General features: G+C 62.2%; 18 protein-coding genes. 8 read left to right on the plus strand and 10 right to left on the minus strand.

Going from position 1 to position 20,910, the window contains the following annotated elements:
* Positions 1–175 precede the first annotated feature (175 nt).
* The 3 genes from KIO76_RS01665 (at position 176) to KIO76_RS30840 (ending at position 2,898) form a co-directional block, all read left to right on the plus strand.
* Complete coding sequence (locus KIO76_RS01665) at positions 176–913, plus strand: FadR/GntR family transcriptional regulator (protein WP_213321179.1); 738 nt, start codon at positions 176–178, stop codon at positions 911–913.
* 3 nt (positions 914–916) lie between these two features.
* On the plus strand, positions 917–1,858 hold the full coding sequence (locus KIO76_RS01670; protein ID WP_283771398.1) for an ABC transporter permease: 942 nt from the start codon (positions 917–919) through the stop codon (positions 1,856–1,858).
* Positions 1,859–1,995: 137 nt separating this feature from the next.
* Positions 1,996–2,898: an ABC transporter permease gene (locus KIO76_RS30840; RefSeq protein ID WP_213321181.1), complete on the plus strand. Its 903-nt coding sequence runs from the start codon at positions 1,996–1,998 to the stop codon at positions 2,896–2,898.
* Between the two features lie 295 nt (positions 2,899–3,193).
* Here KIO76_RS30840 and KIO76_RS01680 read toward each other — a convergent pair whose 3' ends face one another.
* Positions 3,194–4,318, minus strand: coding sequence for an HPP family protein (locus KIO76_RS01680; RefSeq protein WP_213321182.1), 1,125 nt, complete (start codon positions 4,316–4,318; stop codon positions 3,194–3,196).
* A 319-nt stretch (positions 4,319–4,637) separates the two neighbouring features.
* Between KIO76_RS01680 and msrC the strand changes: the two genes are divergently transcribed.
* Entirely contained in the window at positions 4,638–5,144 is a 507-nt protein-coding gene (gene msrC / locus KIO76_RS01685; protein ID WP_213321183.1) for a free L-methionine (R)-S-oxide reductase MsrC, read from the plus strand.
* A 1-nt stretch (position 5,145) separates the two neighbouring features.
* Here the strand turns inward: msrC and KIO76_RS01690 are convergent, their stop codons facing one another.
* The 5 genes from KIO76_RS01690 to cobF all read right to left on the minus strand — a co-directional run bounded on the left by KIO76_RS01690 (position 5,146) and on the right by cobF (position 10,409).
* The gene (locus KIO76_RS01690; protein ID WP_213321184.1) at positions 5,146–5,823 is read right to left on the minus strand and encodes a GntR family transcriptional regulator; all 678 of its coding nucleotides are present in this window, start codon (positions 5,821–5,823) and stop codon (positions 5,146–5,148) included.
* Positions 5,824–5,949: 126 nt separating this feature from the next.
* Positions 5,950–6,951, minus strand: coding sequence for a 4-hydroxyproline epimerase (locus KIO76_RS01695; protein ID WP_213321185.1), 1,002 nt, complete (start codon positions 6,949–6,951; stop codon positions 5,950–5,952).
* Positions 6,952–6,971: 20 nt separating this feature from the next.
* Positions 6,972–8,231: an NAD(P)/FAD-dependent oxidoreductase gene (locus KIO76_RS01700; RefSeq protein WP_291976028.1), complete on the minus strand. Its 1,260-nt coding sequence runs from the start codon at positions 8,229–8,231 to the stop codon at positions 6,972–6,974.
* Positions 8,232–8,253: 22 nt separating this feature from the next.
* Positions 8,254–9,150, minus strand: a complete 897-nt coding sequence (locus KIO76_RS01705) for a dihydrodipicolinate synthase family protein (protein ID WP_213321186.1) — start codon at positions 9,148–9,150, stop codon at positions 8,254–8,256.
* Positions 9,151–9,650: 500 nt separating this feature from the next.
* Positions 9,651–10,409, minus strand: coding sequence for a precorrin-6A synthase (deacetylating) (gene cobF / locus KIO76_RS01710; RefSeq protein ID WP_213321187.1), 759 nt, complete (start codon positions 10,407–10,409; stop codon positions 9,651–9,653).
* 248 nt (positions 10,410–10,657) lie between these two features.
* On the opposite strand from cobF, the gene KIO76_RS01715 reads away from it, so the two are divergent.
* On the plus strand, positions 10,658–11,824 hold the full coding sequence (locus KIO76_RS01715) for a mandelate racemase/muconate lactonizing enzyme family protein (protein ID WP_213321188.1): 1,167 nt from the start codon (positions 10,658–10,660) through the stop codon (positions 11,822–11,824).
* A 52-nt stretch (positions 11,825–11,876) separates the two neighbouring features.
* Here KIO76_RS01715 and KIO76_RS01720 read toward each other — a convergent pair whose 3' ends face one another.
* Positions 11,877–15,359 carry an ATP-binding protein gene (locus KIO76_RS01720; protein ID WP_213321189.1) on the minus strand — a complete coding sequence of 1,161 codons (3,483 nt, stop codon included), beginning with the start codon at positions 15,357–15,359 and terminating at the stop codon, positions 11,877–11,879.
* On the minus strand, positions 15,356–16,627 hold the full coding sequence (locus tag KIO76_RS01725; protein ID WP_213321190.1) for a metallophosphoesterase family protein: 1,272 nt from the start codon (positions 16,625–16,627) through the stop codon (positions 15,356–15,358). Before KIO76_RS01725 ends, KIO76_RS01720 begins: the two co-directional genes overlap by 4 nt.
* Before the next feature lie 238 nt (positions 16,628–16,865).
* Here KIO76_RS01725 and KIO76_RS01730 point away from each other — a divergent pair, with 238 nt between their 5' ends.
* The 3 genes from KIO76_RS01730 (at position 16,866) to KIO76_RS01740 (ending at position 19,197) form a co-directional block, all read left to right on the plus strand.
* Positions 16,866–17,423, plus strand: coding sequence for a Ros/MucR family transcriptional regulator (locus tag KIO76_RS01730; RefSeq protein WP_213321191.1), 558 nt, complete (start codon positions 16,866–16,868; stop codon positions 17,421–17,423).
* On the plus strand, positions 17,420–18,646 hold the full coding sequence (locus KIO76_RS01735; protein WP_213321192.1) for an FAD-dependent oxidoreductase: 1,227 nt from the start codon (positions 17,420–17,422) through the stop codon (positions 18,644–18,646). Before KIO76_RS01730 ends, KIO76_RS01735 begins: the two co-directional genes overlap by 4 nt.
* A gap of 107 nt (positions 18,647–18,753) precedes the next feature.
* Positions 18,754–19,197 (plus strand): Fur family transcriptional regulator, encoded by a 444-nt coding sequence (locus KIO76_RS01740; RefSeq protein ID WP_213321193.1) that lies wholly within the window; start codon positions 18,754–18,756, stop codon positions 19,195–19,197.
* A gap of 7 nt (positions 19,198–19,204) precedes the next feature.
* On the opposite strand, the gene KIO76_RS01745 is transcribed toward KIO76_RS01740, so the two are convergent.
* Together KIO76_RS01745 and KIO76_RS01750 are read right to left on the minus strand one after the other, a co-directional pair.
* Positions 19,205–20,053, minus strand: a complete 849-nt coding sequence (locus KIO76_RS01745; protein WP_213321194.1) for a metal ABC transporter permease — start codon at positions 20,051–20,053, stop codon at positions 19,205–19,207.
* The gene (locus tag KIO76_RS01750) at positions 20,050–20,907 is read right to left on the minus strand and encodes a metal ABC transporter permease (RefSeq protein ID WP_213321195.1); all 858 of its coding nucleotides are present in this window, start codon (positions 20,905–20,907) and stop codon (positions 20,050–20,052) included. Before KIO76_RS01750 ends, KIO76_RS01745 begins: the two co-directional genes overlap by 4 nt.
* Positions 20,908–20,910 lie beyond the last annotated feature (3 nt).

Raw genomic sequence — 20,910 nt, forward strand, 5'->3', positions numbered from 1 at the left:
GCCAACATCTGCGAACCACAGTAGGCAATTCCCGATTGATCGCTCTATTCTTAATTATTCTATTATGTCAGCCGCATAAGCGAAGGAAGGGGAGCCGGTAATCCCTGAGGGAAATTCCAGCCTATCAGGTAGGCCGTCGATTGACCGAGTGCAACTATTAAGATATCTGTTAGGTATGTTGGACACGCCCGCAACAACGAACGACAAACAGCGCCTGACCGAAACGGTCACCCAATTCATTATCGACAGGGTGAGCCAAAAGGTTTTTCGCCCCGGGGATTCCCTGCCTTCCGAGGCTGAGCTCGCACGCCAGCTCAATGTCTCGAAACCGGTCGTGCGCGAGGCGCTGGGCCGGCTCGCGGCCCTTGGCATCGTCCAGATTCAGCAAGGCAAGCCCACCACCATCCAGGGGCTGACCGTGGCGCCGCTGGACCAGTTTCTGCGGCTTGCCGTGCGCACCATCGACAACGGGCTGCGCGAGGCCATTGAGCTACGGCGCGCCGTCGAAACCGAGATCGCCGCTCTGGCAGCGGAAAGGGCAACGCCACTGCAGATCGAGCAAGTTGAGAACGCTCTCGACAAGTTGAAACGCAATATCGATGGCAGCCTGGAACGATGGCTGCAGGCAGATTTTTCATTTCATGTCGCTCTTGCTCGCTGTTCCGATAATACGCTGTTTGAACACTTCATGGAGGCGCTTGGCGATACGATCCGCTTTACGCAGCGCGCGCTCGGTCTTCAGCGTGACCTGCGCGATCCGGCCGCCACCTTCGCTCGACACAAAGCAATCGTCGACGCCTTGAAGGCGAAAGATCCGGCGGCCGCCCGCGCGGCGATGATCACGCATTTTGCCTTTACTGACGCTGTCGTGGCAGAGATCGCGCGCGACCATCGCCGTCTTGATCGGTTCTGAGTCATGTTCAACTATTTCTCCCGAAAGTTGGTACAGATGCTACCTGTGGCGTTTTTCGTCACAGTTATCGTCTTCGCATTGACCAACCTGTTGCCTGGTGACCCCACCGTGACCATTCTGGGCGAGCAGGCGACAGCCGAGCAGCGCGCGGCGGTGCGCGTGGAATACGGGCTCGACCAGCCAGCGCCGGTCCGCTACGTGACATGGCTCGGCCGAGTCGTCCAAGGCGATTTCGGCCGCTCATTACGCACGCGCGAGGACGTGGGGGACATGCTCAGTGCGCGCATACCGGTGACGCTGGAACTTGCCTTTCTGTCCATACTGATTGCTGTTGCCATCGGCGTACCGGCCGGGATCATCGCGGCGCGTTTTCGTGGCACGGTGATCGATGTGATGACCAGCTTTCTTGCTATGTCTTCGGTTGCCATCCCTTATTTCTGGATGGGTGTACTACTCATTATGCTATTTTCGTTGAAGCTCGGCTGGCTTCCGGCATCCGGCTACATCCGCTTCGTCGACGATCCGGCGGAAAACCTCCGCCTCATGATCCTGCCTGCCCTGACCATCGGCACCGCCTTCGCCGCGCTGGTCATGCGGCAGACCCGCGCCTCAATGCTGCAGATCCTCTCGCTCGACTATATCCGCACCGCCCGCGCCAAAGGCCTCAGCGAGCTCATCGTGGTGCTCCGGCACGGCCTGCGCAACGCGCTGATCCCGGTGATCACCGTGATTGGGCTGCAAATCGGTGCGCTGCTCGGCGGTGCGGTCGTGACCGAGACCGTTTTCGCGCTGCCGGGGCTCGGCCGCATGCTGGTAGATGGCATCTTCCAGCGGGATTTCCCGGTCATTCAGGGCGCTATCCTATTCATCGTCATCGCTGTCTTCGCGGTTAATCTTTTTACCGACTTCATTTACCGCGTACTCGATCCGCGAGTTCAGGTATAGGCCGTCCGAGCGTAGGCTTTTAAAGGTAACTCTGACCATACGCGCTCACCAACTCTTTCGGCCCAAGCACTGCCGACTGGACCCTCTGGCCACAGTCAAGGGGCGCCACAACGAGCGCATCAAATGAAGGTAGCACCGTGACCCACGTGAGCTCCATGGCCGAGATTCCATCGTCGGGCCGCCTGCGCGCGTCCCGGTCACCCGGCGCGATCTTTCTGCGGCGTGTCCTCACATCATGGCAGGGCGCATTCGGTGTGACAGCTCTCGTCATCATCGCGCTGCTTGGGCTGCTCGCACCCTGGATCTCGCCCTATTCGCCGATCGAGATCGACCCTGAAGCCTTCATGGAGCCGCCAAATGCGGCCCATTGGTTCGGCACGGACGAAATCGGGCGAGACGTGCTTTCTCGCGTGCTCCATGGCGCGACTGTCTCGTTACAGGTCGTCGTCTTTGCAATCGCCATTGCGCTCGCTGCCGGCTCCCTGCTCGGGCTGATTTCCGGCTGGCTGGGCGGCCGCTGGGATGCGCTGATCATGCGCATCATGGACGCTTTCCTCGCCTTTCCGCTCCTGGTCCTGGCGCTCGCCATCGTAGCCGTGCTCGGCCCTGATCTCATGAACGCGATGCTGGCGATCGCCATCACGAAGACGCCGGGCTTCGCGAGGCTGGTCCGCAGCGAGGTCCTCGCCTTGCGCGAGATCGACTATGTCAAGGCTGCGGAATCGGTCGGTGTCAGCAACACGCGCATTCTTCTGCGCCATGTTTGGCCCAACGTCTCCGGCAACGTCATCGTTTACGGCTCCCTGTCCGCCTCCCAGGCCCTGATCACGGAAAGCGCATTGTCGTTCCTCGGCCTCGGGGTGCAGCCGCCTACGCCGAGCTGGGGCTACATGGTGGCCACCGGCATTCAGTTCTACCAGTCCTGGTGGATGAGCTTCTTTCCGGGCTTGGCCATCTTCATAACTGTACTCGCCTTCAACTTCCTGGGCGACGCCGTTCGCGACGCACTCGACGCTCGACTCGGCGGACGCCGCGACTAGGGGGTCAACCCGCCCGTGACGGAGATGCTTCTGTCCAGGGCCGGACATCTGCCCGACCATTTCAATGCGGAGCAGGTCCCCAACGGAGCCTGCTTGAGACGCTACCTGCCGCCGTCGATCGCTGACGACGGAGTTCAGCGGATGACGCTCATTTCAACAGGAAAATCGTCGACATGAAGGTGCGCTACGAGGCGATACGCTGCGCGCCGAGAAAATCTCTCTAATGAACATTGGCGACAAGCTTGGGGTTGCATCCGCGCACGGGGCAGCCCCTTGGCCAACGTGCACGACATATTCACGCCGCCGCACCCTGGCTTCTACCACGTGTGAAAGCAAGCCGACCTAAGGCGCTCAGCAAATCGGTCTGGGAGATCAGTCCAACGACTTTCCGTCCGTTGGTGACGATGACGGCATGCGTCCGCCCGTCTGTCAGAACAGGCAGGAGGGCAACCGCTGGCGTATCGGGGGAAGCGGTTCGCGCCGGCACGACAATTTCGGCGATGCGTTCGCCTGGCTTGGACAACTCCCGCAACCCAACCGTGCCCAGCAAGCCGCCATCATTGTCCATCACCGGCAAAACGCGGATATTGTGTCGAAGTAGCAATGCGCGGGCCTGTTCGCGCGTTGCTTCGCGTCGGATGGCGATCACATCGCGGGACATGATGTCGGCACATGTAAGATCGCCATGGGAGCGAATGATCGTTTGGCGTTCGATTTCCCGCAGGATACGCCCGAGATCTGTGGGGTCGATATCGAAGGCCTCATCGAGCGAGGCCAGGGCAGCGTCCACATCTTCCTCGCGAAAGCCAACCCTCACGGATGCCGGCAGATCAGCGGTGCCATGAGGATTGGACAGTTGCAGAGGCGTCCGGTGAGGATAGCTGCGCCGGGCAAGGCGGTGGAAAAGCAGACCGACACCGATCAAAATGCAGGAGTTCAATCCGACAGGAACGAGCGGAAACAGGAGCCCCCATTTCGCCACAGCCGGCCCACCGAGGACCGCAGTCAGGGCAGCGGCACCGCCAGGTGGATGAAGCGAACGCGTCAGGGACATGGCCGCGATCGCAGACGCCACACCCACGCCCGCGGCGAGTGCTGGATCCGGAATGGCTCGAGCGACGAGCAAGCCAACGAGCGCGGAAATCACGTTGCCGCCAAGGATCGGCCATGGCTGCGCCAGCGGGCTGGCCGGCACAGCGAAAAGGAGAACCGCTGACGCGCCAATGGGCGCAACCAGCAATGGAAGATGATCTCCAAACCCCAGGATAAAGCCGCACAAGGTCCCAGTCAGGACGATGCTGATCAGCGCGCCGACACACGCAATCATCCGCTCGCGCAGACTTGCTCCAGCGAGAATGGGGGCAAAAAGGCGAAATCGACGGCTTGGCTTCGGATTATATGCCAATTCAGAATCGAGCATGCGTAACCTAGCGGCTTCCAGTCACAAACTGCGGGCGCACGTGCGATGTATTCTGAATGCGGCATCGTCTGCGCGCTTCAATCAACCGGCGGGCACTTCACAAGCGGCCAATATTCCTGATCTTCGAGTCGGGCAAGAGAGCAAGACCCATAAACCGCGAGACGAGGGCCTCGATGGCCTCTGCGAAACCGGACGAGGGCGCTTTCGGATCGGGGACTATATCTCGGCCCACCTTGCAACCACGCGATTGGACCTTGCACGGAAGGTCCGAGGCTGCCACTTCCTAAACTGGCAGTGCGGACAAGGGATAAGGCAAGCGATGTTCGAGACGCGTGTCATGGACAGCGACGACAAGGGCGAGTTCTATCGTGAGCTCGGCACCCAGCTGCAGGCGTTGCTGGACGGCGAGAGAGATGCGACGGCTAATGCCGCCAATACATCGGCGCTTCTCTTCCAGATGATGCCTGATCTCAACTGGGCGGGCTTCTATTTCATGCGCGGCGGCGAACTCGTGCTGGGTCCGTTTCAAGGCAAGCCCGCCTGCGTTCGTATTCCCGTCGGTCGAGGCGTATGCGGCGCAGCGGTCGAGCGCCGGCAATCAGTCCTTGTCGAGGATGTCCACACCTTCCCTGGCCACATTGCTTGTGATGCGGCCTCGCGGTCGGAACTCGTCGTTCCGTTGATCAAGGACGGCGCGGTCATCGGCGTGATCGATCTCGACAGCCCCCATGAGGGGCGTTTCGATGCCTTGGATCAAAGCGGCATCGAAGTCATCGCGACGATCTACCTGTCAGCGAGCGAAACCAATCAGTTGCAGCAGCTTTAGGCTATTTCGCGCGCGCCAGAGCGTTGAGCGATGCCGACACGTGGAGGATATGCGACGTCAGAAGTCTCGCAGCTGCTGTAAACTGTCGTTCCTCGCAAAGCCGGAGGATTTCGCGATGCTCCTCCTCCGCGCGGCTCCTGGCGCCAGTCATGGATAGCTGTACCCGCGTGTGACGATCGCACTCTTGCAGCAGATTGACGACGAGGCTCATCGATCGGGGTCTGTCCGCGTGCTGATAGAGAAGGCGGTGGAACTCGGCATTGAGCTCGCCCCAGCGCCTGACGTTGGCGTCATCGAGCTCCCGGTCGTATTCGTCGAGCAACGCACGTATGCGAGCAAAGTCCTCGCGACTGAGCTTTGGTGCGGAACGCTTCAGCAGCATCGGTTCTATGGCGGCGCGCAGGTCGAACAGCTCATCGATTTCCTCGCTCGTGAGCTCGCTCACGACCGCACCCCTGTGCGCGTTGATCCTGACGAGGCCTTCGGCCTCCAGCTGCACTAGCGCTTCCCGCAGCGGGATACGGCTGATGCCGAGCTCCTCCGCCAACGCGGCCTGGCGCAACTGCTCCCCCGAACGCAGCTCGCCATCCAGTATTCGGCGGCGCAATTCCTCGGTGGCACCTTGCGCCATCGTGCGATGATTCAAGACATTGCCCGGACGCAGAGAACCGATCGTCATACGCAGATTACCTATGAGTGAGGGCCGGATCGCTTCTGTCTTACATGGCTTTCGGGCGAAAGGAACGAAAGGGCCGGTCCTGCAGCGAGCAGCGTGAGGGATCTGTCCGCCGGCCGCCGCGCGCATTCAGATAACTTGAAAGCCATGGGCATAGGGGTCCCGATCGTCGATGAAGATGGTGTTGTAGCCCGTCGTCCGCGCCCATCCTGCAATGGAGGGAACGATCGCCGCTATGTCACCGACTGTCGTGGTGCGTTCAACCCTGCCATGAAAGAGCGAGCCGATAATGCTCTCGTGGATGAATGTGTCCCCTTCCCTCAGCCGTCCCGTTGCCGCCCAATGGGCCATGCGCGCTGACGTGCCGGTGCCGCAAGGCGAACGATCGATTGCCTTATCGCCATAGAACACCGCGTTGCGCGCGGTCGCCTCGGCGCGGGTCGGCGCGCCTGTCCAGAGCACATGGCTCAGGCCCTGGATCTCCGGCTTTTCGGGATGGGTGAAGCTATAGCGTGCGTTGAGGGACTGGCGCAGCCCCCTGCTCATCTGGACAAGATCGGACGCCGTGAAATCCGCCATATCACGATAGCGCTCCTGCGGTTCGACGATCGCATAGAAGTTGCCGCCATAAGCCACATCGACGGTGATTTCGCCGAGAACTGGGCAATCGGCTGTGAGCCCCTGCGAATGCAGGAACGCGGGAACATTCGTGAGCCGGACCTCCTCCACATGGGCGCCCTCCTGCCGGAATTCTGCCACGACCAGGCCGGCTGGCGTATCGAGGCGCAGCACGCCGGGCTCGCGGGGGGTGACGAGCCCATGCTCAATCGCCATCGTGACCGTACCAATGGTGCCATGCCCGCACATCGGCAGACATCCCGAGGTCTCGATGAACAGGATCGCGACGTCGCAGTCGTCGCGTGTTGGCGGATAAAGGATCGACCCGGACATCATGTCATGCCCCCGCGGCTCAAACATCAAGCCGGTGCGGATCCAGTCGTAGTCGCGCAGAAAATGGGCGCGCTTCTCGATCATCGTAGCGCCCTTGAGATTTGGCCCGCCCCCCGACACGAGGCGAACCGGATTGCCGCAAGTGTGACCGTCGATACAGAAGAAGCTGTGGCGAGCCATTGGGGTCTCCGCTCTATTTCTTAGAAACGTTGCGGTGAGAAGGGAGAGATATCGAGCGGCGGGGCCCGACCCGCGACGAGGTCCGCCACCAACCGCCCCGTTCCGGCTGATTGCGTCAGACCGAGGTGGCCGTGGCCGAAGGCATAGACGATTGTCCGCCCCGCGCGAGACAGCCCGATGACCGGCAGGCTATCCGGCAGAGAGGGGCGGAAGCCCATCCATTGACGCCCGGCACCAGTCTTCAATCCGGGCAGAAAATCGGCGGCCTTGCGCAGCATCGCCTCCGAGCGGGCGAAATTGGGGGCTCGTTTGAGCCCGCCGAGCTCAACGGCTCCACCTACGCGGATGCCGGACGACAATGGTGTAATGACGAAGCCATGGCCCCCAAAAATGAGCTGCCGCCGGATATTGAAGGCGTCCGTCGGTAGAGTGGTGTTGTAACCACGCTCGGTCTCCAGCGGCACGTCATCGCCCAGAGCTCTCGCCAGCGGTTTCGACCAGGCACCGCAGGCGATGACAGCCTGTCGCGCCATGATGGAACTGCCATCCCTGCAATCGAGAACGACACCACTCTCGACGGGTCGCACCGCAGTGACATCCTGGCGCGTGATGCGCCCTCCCCTCCGGACGACGCGTGTGGCAAGGGCACTGGCAAAATCGTAGGGGTCGGACACGGTCTTCCAGCCGGGAACGAATGTGCCCGCCACGAAGCGCGGCGAGAGCCCGGGCTGGAGCTCAGCCATATCGGCGCCGCGGACATGCTTGAAGGCGATGCCCTGCTTCTCACGGGCAATCCACCCGGAGAGTGACGCCGCGAGTTCCGCTTCACTTTCGTAGAGTTCGAGCGATCCATCCGAACGCACCATGTCCGCGAGATCAGCGGATACGACCAGCCTGGCCATTTCCTGTGCGGCAAGGCGCATCATCGCCGCCTGCGCCACCATCGCGCTACGCACGCGGTCGGGCCAGCTCGCTCGCCAGAAACGGATGAGCCAAGGCAGGATGTGCGGCAGATAGGCCGGTGGGATCGTAAGCGGGCCCAGCGGATCGAGAAGCCAGCGAGGCGCCTTGCGCATGATGCCGGGAGAGGCAAGCGGCAGGACATCCGAGAACGCGAAGGCGCCCGCATTGCCGAAGCTCGCGCCGTGCGCCGGCTCGCCCCGGTCGATAAGCAGGACGTTGCGCCCATCGTCCTGCAGAAAGGACGCCGCCGCTATACCGATGATGCCGGCACCGACGACCGCAACATCCACTTCGCCTACGACTGTGGTGTGCGTCACGTCTTGATCTCCGCCTCTGCGCTCAGCCCCAGACCGGCAGCGCCGGACGGACGTCTAGCGCATTCCTGATAATGGATTCCACACGCTTGCGTGTCTCGCCGGACAGCGGCTGGCGCGGCGCGCGCACGCGTTCGTTCGAGCCGATGGCAAGCATCTCCGCCAGCTTGATATTTTGGACGAGATAGGTGCTCACATCGAGATCGAGGAGAGAGCGGAACCAGCGGTAGAGCGCCAGCGCCTCAGCATGACGCCCCTCCTTCATCAGGCGATAGATCGCGACCGTCTCCTTGGGAAAGGCACAAACCAGGCCTGCGACCCAGCCGACCGCGCCAACGGCGAGTGCCTCAAAGGCGAGATTGTCCACACCCGTGAGCACCGCATAGCGGTCACCGAGACGATTGAAGATCTCCGTCGTGCGACGGATGTCGTCGGACGATTCTTTGATGGCGACGAAACGCTTGTCTGAAGCCAGATCCTCCATAAGAGCCGGAGTGACATCGATACGGTAAGCGATCTTGTTGGAATAGATCATGATCGGGAGATCGCCGGCCTCTGCCACCGCTCGCAGCGCCGAGACGGTCTCGGCCTCGTTCGCCTGGTAGACGAGGCTCGGCACTACCATCAACCCATCGGCTCCCGCCTTGGCGGCGCGCTGCGCAATCTCGCAGCTCTCGCGGGTGGAAGCCGCGGCCACCGTCATCAAAACAGGCTTGCCACCGCTGACGGACTTCGCCGTGCGCATGACAGCGATGCGCTCATCCAGCGTCATCATCGGTCCCTCGCCCAGCGAGCCGCAAACGATGAGGCCGTCACAGCCGGCATCCATCTGCAGGCCGAAGCACCGGGCCATCTCGTCGTGATCGAGAGAACCGTCTTCCGTGAACTTTGATGTGACCGCAGGAAGAACACCAGACCACATGCCTTTTCCCTCCAATACCAGAACAGACCCACGCCACTGGCGACATCAGGACGACCGGCCTGTTGCATGGGCTCCGGCCGGAACCGGTGCCCGGTCACCCGGTGACTGGCGGGCGGATGCCGCACCACTCGCGTGGGAGTAAAATATACAATATTCAATCCGGAGCAATAGCACCCCTTTGCAGGGCGCTGGTGCGTCGGCTGAAAACGAAGGCCCCTTCAGCCACGCAAGACAGCGACTGGCCATGTCTGATCGGTGCAAAGACAACGCGCTCCAGTCTTCTCGGGCGCGAGCTTCAGGCCAGATGCGGTTTTTGAATGTCCGGCGCGGGCAAGGCGATATTTTGCTGGCGCGCCATTGTTTTGATGCCTGACATCGGCTTGGCCGCTCCGGGACGACACAGAGTGCCAAGCGCCGCTTTTGACGGAACGCTGAGCGCGGATTGATCCTGGTCAGGCCTCATGAAGGTTCTACGCGGGCTTTTGCGAGTGCCCGCGCGCTCAGCGCGTCTTAGGCTTGCGTAGGAGATAGGTGTCCATGATCCAGCCATTGGCATCGCGTGCCTCGCGGCGCAAGCGATCGATCTCCTCGGCAACATCATCGAGCGGACCGGAAAGGAGAATTTCCTCTGGCGTGCCGAGGTAGGCGCCCCAATAGATCTGCAGATCCTGACCGAGAAGGCGCCTGAACGCCTGTTCACCGTCGAGCATGACAACCGTATCAGCGCCCTCGGCCGAGATTTCGCCGAGTCTCCGGCCGGTGGTTATATGCACCGGCTCACCGATACGGTTGAGCGCGATGCGATGCCGCGCGGCCAGCGCCTGCACGCTGCTAATTCCGGGAATGACAGTATAGTCGAACGGAAATGATGCTTTCGCATCGATGGCCTGGATAATGCGCAGCGTGCTGTCGTACAGGGCGGGATCGCCCCACACCAGGAATGCGCCGGTCTCATCTTCGGCCAGCTCATTCTGGAGAAGAGCCGTATAGCGCGCCTCGATCGCTGCATGCCACGCCGCGACATCGGCCTTGTAGTCGTCGCTCTTGCCGCGCGGCGGGATCTCGATGCCCACGAAGCGGTAGTCAGGCTGACGGACGAACCGTGCGCAGATCTCCTCCCGCAGCTCACGCAGGGCGGCCTTTTCTTCCCCCTTGTCTGGAATGAAGAAGACATCCGCCTGATTGAGCGCCTCGATCGCTTGAACGGTGAGATAATCCGGATTCCCGGCGCCAATGCCTATGATGAGAATCTTGCGCATCAGAACCCCGCTTCATCCTGAGCATTTTCCAGCGAACTCCGGTTCACCGAATTGCTCCGGATCTGTGTGTCTACCGATTTTCTTCACGCGAACCCGTGTCCACTGCGCTCGAAAATGCACTCGCCGCTCATGCAACGACATACAGCATGCTGAGGAAAGCCCGATCAAGGGCAGCGAATGGGAGACGGAGCGAAAAAGAATGCTACTGTCACCCCCTTGCTGTCCGCCGGGACGACTGGGAGCTCTTCATGCGTATTGTCGACGTCCGTGAAATGACCGCGTCGATCGCCTCGCCGATCGCCAACGCCTATATCGACTTCTCGAAAATGACTTGCTCGGTCGTGGCTGTTGTTACGGATGTGGTGCGCAACGGTAAGCCCGTGATCGGCTACGGGTTCAACTCCAACGGCCGCTACGGCGCCGGCGGCCTCCTGCGCGAGCGCTTCCTGCCGCGCCTCAAGGAAGCGCGCCCGGAAGCCCTCATCACCGATGCCGGCGATAATCTCGACCCCTTCAAGATCTGGTCGACCCTGATGACCAACGAGAAGCCCGGTGGCCATGGCGAGCGCTCGGTGGCTGTCGGAACCATCGACATGGCCGTCTGGGATGCCGTTGCCAAGATCGAGGATCGCCCGCTCTATCGCGTGCTCGCCGATCGCTATCGCGGTGGCGTCGCCGACGACAAGGTCTGGGTCTATGCCGCCGGCGGCTACTACTATCCCGGCAAGGATCTCGGCGCCCTGCAGGACGAGATGAAGAGCTATGTCGACCGCGGCTATCACGTCGTCAAGATGAAGATCGGCGCCGCCCCGCTCGACGAGGATCTCGCCCGCATAGACGCCGTGCTGGAGATCGTCGGTGAAGGCGCCCGGCTCTGCGTCGATGCCAACGGCCGCTTCGACGCTGAGACCGCCCTCGCCTATGGCGAGGCGCTGAAGCCCTATGGCCTGTTCTGGTACGAGGAGGCGGGCGATCCGCTCGACTATGCCATCCAGGCCGAGCTCGCGGACCATTACGAGGGATCACTCGCCACCGGCGAGAACCTGTTCTCGCACCAGGATGCGCGCAATCTCATCCGCTACGGCGGCATGCGGCCCGAGCGGGACTTTCTGCAATTCGACTGCGCCTTGAGCTACGGGCTCGTGGAATACCTCAGGACGCTCGACGTTCTGGCGGAGCACGGCTGGTCGAGCCGGCGAGTGGTCCCGCACGGCGGCCATCAGATGTCCCTCAACATCGCGGCCGGGCTTCATCTCGGCGGCAATGAGTCTTATCCGGATGTGTTCCGGCCGTTCTGCGGCTTCGCCGACGGCATCCGCGTCGAGGACGGCTATGTCGGCCTCCCTGACGCTCCCGGCATTGGCTTCGAGACCAAGGCGGAGCTTTTCGCTGTCATGAGCAAGCTCGCTGGCTGATGTAAGTCTCGACGTCGCGAGCGCGGCCGCACACATTATATATAGGGACAAGCTAGAGCTGGATCACACCGGCAGCCGGCCCGAGCGCGCGGGCGGCAGCAGCAACCACATGCTCGTGATGGGTGAAGACGATGACCTGCGTGGTCTCACCGAGTTCCCCGAGCAGCCGGAAGCCTGCCTCCGTCCGTCCCTCGTCGAAAGTAACGAAGAGGTCGTCGGCGAGGAATGGGAGAGGAGTGGCCCGGCCCGCATGGTCGATGATTGCGGCGATCCGCAGCGCCAGGAATAGCTGGTCCGCGGTTCCCTCAGACAAGGCGTCAATGCCGAGCAAGCGCCCGTCCCGCAAGGCGCCCAGCCGCGGCGGATCCTCGTCGTAGTCTACGGCGATACCGCCCCAGCGGCCGCCTGTGAGCACCGCAAAGGCCTTTGAAGCCCGCTCGATGATAGGGCTTTGATGGCGCTGGCGGTAGCGCTCGATGGCGGCAGTCAACAGCCGCGCTGCGACATAGTCGTGGGTGAAACGTTCCATCGCATCCGCGATTTCGGCCACGGCGTCCTGCTCCTCCTGCGCAGCACCGGCCGCCCCCACCCGCCGTTCCAGAGTTTCGACTGCGGCGCGGGCCTGCGTATCACGCTCAACGGCGAGGTCTCGCGCACCGCGCGCTTCCTCGTGCGTCGCGGCCGCCTCGGCGATAATGCGGGCGAGGCTCTCATCATCCTGATCGGCAATGGCGGCGCGCATCTCATTCTCGCCTGGAGCACCACGGATATTGGCGAGGCGCGCCCTGGCATCCGCGAGACGCGCGGAGGAAGCCTCGGCAGCCTCCAACGCATCAAGAAGACCGGTCAACATCTCGGGATCCGACAGTCCAGCGAGCGCAATCTGCTCGTCCAGCGCCAGCTGCGCGCGCTCCCGAGCGACCTCGGCCGCAGCGACCGCCCTGCGCCGCACCTCTAGCGCTTCCCTGGCCGCGTCCGCTTTCGTCCGCGCCTGCCGTGCCGCGTCGAGCCGGATTCGCAGAGATTTGGCAACGGCGAAGGCATCGTCCTGGCCCACCGTTACACCTGCCTGCGTGGCAAGTGCCTTCACGCCGTTCACGAACGCCTCCCGATCGCGCACAATCCCCGCGACGCGGTACTCCGCCGTTCCCAGCGCCTCCGCGAGGGTCAGCGCGCGCCGCCACAGATCAAGCGCGGCCCGAGCCTCATCAACGGAGGCCTCATTGCGGATAGCCAGCAACGGAAAGACGACAGCCGCCTCTTTCTCCAGAGCCTGCCGCTCACACGCCAGCTCTTCGCTCCGATGGGCGATATCGGCGGCTGTCTCGCCGAGCCTTTGCAGATCGCGCTCGTGATCACGTGCCCCGAGAAAGCGCTGCTCCAGTTCGGCAACCGCGTGGCGCAGTTCCGCCATGCCGCGTGCAACGGCACCTGGCTGTCCGTCAACCAGTGGAGCAAGACCAAGATCTTGGCGCAGTTGCTCGAGCTCGGCGCGATCGGCGCGCGCCGATTCTCGGATCGCTTCGCCATCCGCCGCCTCGCGGCGCAACGCGGCATGAGCCTGGCGGATAGCTATGATCTCCCGCAGGAGCGCGAGCGCGCGATCGTCCGGCGCTAGCTCCAGCGTCGCGGGAGCCCACAGCGCTCGCCATTCTGCGAGCCGTATCGTCTCCTCGCGCACCGCGTCCTGAAGGCGTCCCTCAGCCGCGCTGCATCCAGCCCGCAATTCGGCGATATCAAGTTCGGCCCGGGCGAGATCAGCAAGCCGCTTGGCCTCGGTCAGCCGCTCATCGGCCAGTTGGTCCGCTCCCGACATGGCCCGCTCGAAAGCCCCCGCGGCGTCGAGATCTGAGGCTATAACACCGCGCTGTCCGGAGGTGAGCGGCCGAAGGCTTGCCCAGAGATTATCCCTTTCGCGCCGAGCAGCGGCGATAGCCCCCTCCGTCGGCGCTGGGCGCCCCGCCAGAAGCAGCGCTAGGCGCGCTTCGGATTTTGCCAACTGTTCATCAAGATCAGCCAGAGCCTGACGGTGCCGCATCACACGGTCCGCCGCGCCGTTCGCGGCGCGCTGTGCCACCTCCGCCACCGCCAGTTCGGGAAAGGGCATGAAAGCCAGCGAATCCACATCCGTGACGCCAATGCCAAGGCGAGACAAGCGCTCCCTGAGTTCAAGCTGCCCGGCCTTGAGGCGCAAGCCGAGCGACTGCACCGCCCGCTCACGTTCCTCCGCGCCATCGAGTGCCGTCACCCGGCGCTTGAAGGCTGCGGGATCGGCGACATGGCCGAGCTCCGACCGGGCGTCCTCAACCCTGCGGCGGAGATCGACCATTTTTGCCTTGTCTTTTTCAAGAGCGCCGGCCAACGCGCTCCAGGCACGCAATCCATCGACCAACTTGTCGGCCCGTGCCAAGAGCGGCGGCGCGGGCTTCAAGGCAAGCAGCGCCTCATGGTTGTCCAGGCCAAGACCGAGCGCCAGCGTCTTCAGCGCGGCCTGAGCCTCCAGTACCTCGGCGCTTCGTTTCGGCAGACTGGCTAGCTCGCGCTGGACGGCGGCGCGCTCCTCGTCGCAGGTTGTCACCGCCTCTGCCAAGGCCAGAATGTCATCATCCAGCGTGATCGCGTCCAAGGCAGCCTGAGCCGCGCGCTTTTCATCTGCGGCTCGATCCGCGACAGCCCGGGCTTCGTCGAAGGCCGCAAGCAAGCCGCGTGTTCGCCTGACGAAGCCGGCGGGCACCACCGGAACCTCGCCCATGCCGGCACGCAACGCGAGCTCGGCATCGATGATCCGCAGCTCCCGGGCACCACGGCCGAGCGCCTCGGCACGCTGGAGGGCCAAGGCCGCGTCGATCTCCGCTGTCACCGCTTGCTCGCGCAAGCGGGCGCTGTGTTCGGCCTCCTCCCGGATCTTCTTGACTTCGTCGACCCGCACTTCTTCTTCCCGCAAGCGCCGCTGGGCCTGAGTCCGCTTGTCCATGGCGCGGTAAAAGGCTTGCGAGGCGCTGCGACGATCCGGGTTGAAGATCTGGGCCGCGTTGCTCCTCATGCGGTCTCGCAGCGCCGTGACATGGCTGAGGCCCGGCGCCGCCGCAAGCAGCGTTTCGGCCAGATCGCCACCACCAGCGAGCAACTTGCGCCCACCCTCGCGCAGGCGCGCCTGATCCAGACCAAAGATCTCCAGAAACGCGCGTCGATCATGGGCTCCAAGAAAGGGAGCAAGGCATTCGCCAGCGAGCACCACATCGCTCTCAGGATCAACCAATGTCTTGTCGCGCCGCTTCAATCGCGCGAACGACAATCGTTGTCCGTCGATGCCCTCAACGGTCGCCGATAACCTCATCATCTTATATTCATGGAGGAAATTGAAGCGTGAGCGTTCCTCAATACCGAACAGGACGTCGGCAACGGCCGAGAGCGCCGTTGTCTTGCCCGCCTCGTTGGCGCCCTGCACGACGACAACCCGCGCCAGGGGATCGAACTCGAGAACGCGATTCGTAAAGCGGCCGTATCTCTCAAGCCCCAGCGACAACAGCTTCATGATAGCTCTCCGCCGTGGAGCACGACGCCGCTGAGGCTGGAAAGAATAGTTTCCTCCGCTGCCTCAATGGCGCGCGCACCGATGACCTGCTCCTCCTGATCGGTCCAGCCGACAAGAGCCGCGGCGTCGACCGGCGCCTTCATGCGCAAGTCTGCCAGCATCTTCGCGATCTCGGCGCGGAAGGAGGGGTCGGCAGCCGCGGCGGACAGCATCTCAGCAAAATCCCCGAGAGCGGCGCGACCGGCGGCGCCCTGCGGGCCTGATGTCTCGACCCGGACTTTCTCAATAAGAATGTCAGGTCCGATCTCCCAGGCGACCGCCTGCATATCCTCGTCGACCTGATTGGCCTGTGCGTGAAGAAGAGCATTAAGCGGCGTCTGGCCGGAAAGGAGGAGGCGCAATGCGAGCGGGCGCCCACCGGCACGCGCGTGTGCGCGGGCGATTGCCTCTCGAGCTGTCGCCATGAACGCAGGCATGTCGGTGATGCCCCCTAGATCGATACTCTCGTGATCAAAGCGCGCGGCATCGAGCGTCAGCGCCTCGAGTGCCGTGACCCGCCCCTCGGTCACAGTGACGAGTGTCGCACCCTTCTCACCAGTCTCGCGTGCATGCCGGCCCTGGAGATTGCCGGGAAAGACAACGAAAGGATGCTCCGATACCACCTCGCGTCTATGGATGTGGCCGAGGGCCCAATAATCGTAGCCTGCCCGCTGAAGATCCTCGATAGAACAAGGTGCATATACATCATGGCCATCCCGCCCGGTCAGCGAGGTATGCAGTACACCAATATTGAAGTATCCGGCGAGCGCCGGCGGGTAGGTCAACGCGACGTTGTCAGGCACATGGCGATTGGCAAATCCGCGCCCATGCAGCGCAACGCGCAGAGGCTCGATTGTCGTCGTCGCCACAGAACGCACCGAGAACAAATAGACATTCGTTGGCAGGGGCAAATTCCGGGTGATGACCGAATCAGCATCGTGGTTGCCACGAATCAGAAACGCCGGAATATTCGCCTGCGCCAGACGCCCCATCTGTCTGACGAAGAATTGACCGGTGGCGTAGTCCCGCCAGTCGCCATCATAGATATCGCCGGCAATAATGAGGAAGGCTACCTGTTCCGAGATCGCGGCAGTAACTAGATTGTCGAGGGCTTGCCGCGAGGCATCAACGAAGGCGCCAGCTAATTCCCCACGCCGTGAAAGTCCACGCAAGGGGCTATCGAGGTGCAGATCGGCTGCATGGAGGAATTGAAAGGATGGCACTGACATGTTGTTATGATTAGGATTGTTTTGCGTCATTTTGCAATCTGCTGTCGCGTATCGTCGCAGGCGCCTTCATTCTTGTATGGCTCGACCCAATCTGATCACGATCAATGCATTTTGGCATGGGGGAGAAGAAAAAACATGCTGGGGGCAATCTAATGTTTGAAATTTTCATAAAATCGGCGAAATAGTCCCTATATCCATCCTAGCGGACCACCCGTTAAATATCGAAGAGGATAGAACTTTGACCACGCCTACGGAGCAGACGGACACGAGCGATCTGGTGACGCTCTCCGCCGATGTCGTTTCGGCCTATGTTTCGAATAATCTCGTCCCGGCCGAGGAGCTGCCGAAGTTGATCGGCGAGATTTATTCTGCGCTGACGGCCCTGAACGCACCAGTTGCCGCTGCCAGCGAGCCAAAGCCTGAGCCCGCCGTGCCGGTGCGCAAGTCCATCACGCCAGATTTCATTATCTGCCTTGAGGACGGCAAGAAGTTCAAGTCGCTGAAGCGCCACCTTCAGGCTCACTACGGCTTGACGCCGGCTGAGTACCGGCAGAAGTGGGGTCTCCCCGCAGACTATCCGATGGTCGCGCCAAACTATGCGGCCACCCGCTCTGCGCTGGCGCGGGCCTCCGGCCTGGGCCAGATCCGCGGCGGCCGTGGCGCGGAGCCGGAAGTCGAGACCGTCGAGCCTGTCGCGGAAGCCGCGCCCAAGCGGGGTTCGCGCAAGGCCAAGGCCGAGCCGGCAGCGGCTCCTGCCCCGGCGAAGCGCTCGCGGAAGACCAAGTCCGCTTCGTGACGACCGGCGGCCTCGCCAAGATCAAGACCGGCTGCGCAATCGTCGGAGCCGGCCCCGCAGGTCTTATGCTGGGGCTTCTCTTGGCCAGGGCTGGAATTGACGTTGTTGTCGCGGAAAAGCACACAGATTTCCTGCGTGATTTCCGCGGCGATACCATTCATCCTTCCACTTTGGAAGTGATGCATGAACTTGGCCTCCTGGAAGGCCTGCTCGCCCTGCCGCATACGAAAGCGGCCTCGCTTCATGCAGAGATCGGTGGCAGCAACGTCACGATTGCTGACTTCTCCCGCTTGCCGACCCAGTGCCGCTTCATTGCCTTCATGCCGCAGTGGGAGTTTCTCAGCTACATCGCCGCCCAAGCTGCGAGATCCGGCAATTTCCGCCTCTTGATGAATACCGCTGTGGAAGCTTTATGCGAGGCGGACGGCAAAGTCACGGGTATCCGCGCCAAAACAAGCGACGGCGATGTCGAGATTTCGGCTGAGCTCGTCATCGGCGCCGACGGACGTAATTCCCGGATACGCGCGTGTGCCGGGCTCGAAGTCGAGAACTTCGGCAGCCCGAGTGAAGTCCTCTGGATGCGGTTGTCACGCCACCCTGGCGATCCCGCACAAGTCATGGGGCATGCCGGCCCGCGCCAGGGTTTCGTCATGATCGATCGCGGTGACTACTGGCAGTGTGGCTATGTCATCAGGAAGGGAAACTTCGCGGACCTGCGCGAACGCGGTCTCGATGCCTTCCGCCAGGAGGTCGCAGCTGTATCGCCGCTTCCCGCCAATCGCCTCACCGAGATCACTTCCTGGGACGATGTTCACCTTCTCAGCGTGCGTATCGACCGGCTGAAGCGCTGGTGGCGGCCCGGTCTGCTCTGTATCGGCGATGCAGCCCACGCCATGTCGCCAATCGGCGGCGTGGGCGTCAATCTTGCGATCCAGGACGCTGTGGCGGCCGCCAACATTCTCGGGCGACCATTGCGCGAGGGAAAACTAACGAATAAGGATCTCGCCGCCGTCGAGGCCCGTCGCCGCTTTCCCACCCGCGCTACTCAAAAGCTCCAACTGATGATGCGACGTGACAAGCGCAAGCGTCAGAATGATGTGAACCGCCGTTCAGGGCCGCCGGCATTCATGCGCGGCATCGCCCGCTGGCCCGCACTCGCACATCTCGCGGGGCGGCTGATCGGACTTGGCTTCCGGCCAGAACACATCAAATCCATGCGCTAGACCGCATAACTGGGGATCACCCCGGTCGCATTTTTGTCAATGCGGCGCGTTTGCGCTAAGCAATGGCAATATGCAAATTCGCGGTTCAAGAAGCTCTACGGAATACAATGAAGTTCGGGACGGATATCGCCACGCTCTGTCGAGACAATGGACTTCGACTGACGCGCCCCCGTCGGATCATCATGAAGGTTTTGTCGGAGACGACAGGACATCCGGACGTCGTTGAGCTGCATCGCCAGGTCAACGCCATCGATCCTGGCATTTCGATCGCTACCGTTTATCGGACCGTCAGCCTCTTGCAAGACAAAGGGCTCCTTGAGCGCCACACTTTCAACGACGGGCGCGCCCGCTACGAGGCTGCAGATCACGGTCACCACGACCATCTCATCAACGTCGAAACTGGTGACGTGATCGAGTTTCATTCAGACGAGATCGAGCGTCTTCAGGAAGACATCGCGCGCCGGCACGGCTACGCCATCGTAAGTCACCGGCTCGAAATCTATGTGAAGCCGCTTCCACGCAAGAAGACGAGCCGCAGCGAGCCGACGTGAGGCCGCTCTAGGCGTTCGCTTCGCTGGTCTCGTTGCGCGCGGCCCTCCGGGTCGCGATCAGGAAGGCGCCTATGAACAATATGGTCATGATAAGGACGATTGTCGGCGCGGGCGCGCTATCGATGAAGAACGACAGGTAGACACCGCTGGACGAGGCCAGCACCGCCAGGGCGACGGCAAGCATCAGCATATGGCTGAACCGACGTGTCAGCAGGAAGGCGATCGCGCCGGGTGCGATCAGCATGGCAATGGCGAGGATGATACCGACGGCCTTGAGCGCGCCGACGATCGTCAGCGAAATCAGGCACAACAAACCATAGTGCAGCAGCCGCACCCGCAAGCCCACCGCGCGCGCCTGGGCCGGATCAAAGGCATGCAGCAGGAAGTCTCGCCATTTCACCGCGATGATGCCAGCAGTCACGGCCGCGATCACGGCCGTTTCCGCGATATCGCGCCAGCTGACCCCAAGCATGTCGCCGAAGAGAATATGGTCGAGATGGACGTCGGACTGGATCTTGACATACATCACCAATCCGAGGCCGAACATGCCGGAGAAGACCACGCCCATCACGGTATCCTGCTTGATCCGGCTGTTATCTTTAAGAAAGCCTGTCGCAACCGCACAGAGCATGCCAGCGGCAAAGGCGCCGACGGCATAGGGAAAACCGACGATATAGGCGATCACAACCCCTGGGAATACGGCGTGGGAGATCGCGTCCCCCATCAGCGACCACCCCTTGAGCACCAGAAAGCAGGAGAGCAGTGCGGCCGGCACCGCGACCAGCGCGGAAATCACCAGCGCATTGACCATGAATTCGAACTGGAACGGTGCGGCCAGCGCGGCAAGGACGCTCATGGGCTGGCCTCCGCCGCCTGCGCGGCCCGCCTGCGGGCGGCGAGCATGCCGTGCTTGGGCGCGAAAACAAAGGCCACCAGAAAGATCAGGGTCTGCAGCACCACGATGATGCCGCCGGTCGCCCCGTCCAGGTAGTAGCTCGCGTAGGCCCCGCAAAAACTTGTCAACGCGCCGATCACGACGGCGATGAGAAGCAGACGCGGGAAACGGTCCGTCAGCAGAAAGGCCGTGGCCCCCGGGGTCACGACCATACAGATCACGAGGAATGCACCGACCGTTTGCAGCGCGGCAACCGTCGATGCCGCAAGCAGCGTAAAGAACATCACCTTAAGAATGGTGGTATTGATGCCGATGGAACGCGCGTGCGTCTCATCGAAGAAGACGACCATCAGGTCCTTCCATTTCAGGAGCAGAAGCGCGAATGAGACGAAGCCGATGATGGCGAGTTGCAGCGTGTCCTCGGGCGTGATCGCCAGGATATTGCCGAGCACGATCGTCTGGATGTTCACGGCGGTGGGCGACAGCGAGACCATGAACAGGCCAAGGCCGAAGAACGATGAGAAGATGAGGCCGATGATGGCATCTTCCTTGAGCTTGGTTCGCTGGTTGAGGAAGAGCATCACGGCGGCTGCCAGCCCCCCTGAGAAGAAGGCGCCTATCGAAAACGGCAGGCCCAGCATATAGGCGCCCGCAACTCCGGGCACGATGGAATGCGACAGGGCATCACCGATCAGCGACCACCCCTTCAGCATGAGATAGCAGGACAGAAAGGCACAGACGCCGCCAACGAGCGCCGAGACCCACATGGCGTTGACCATGTAGCTATAGGTGAAGGGCTCCAGCAAGATGTCCATTCG

Source organism: Chelatococcus sp. YT9 (genome assembly GCF_018398315.1).
Taxonomy (GTDB): Bacteria; Pseudomonadota; Alphaproteobacteria; order Rhizobiales; family Beijerinckiaceae; genus Chelatococcus.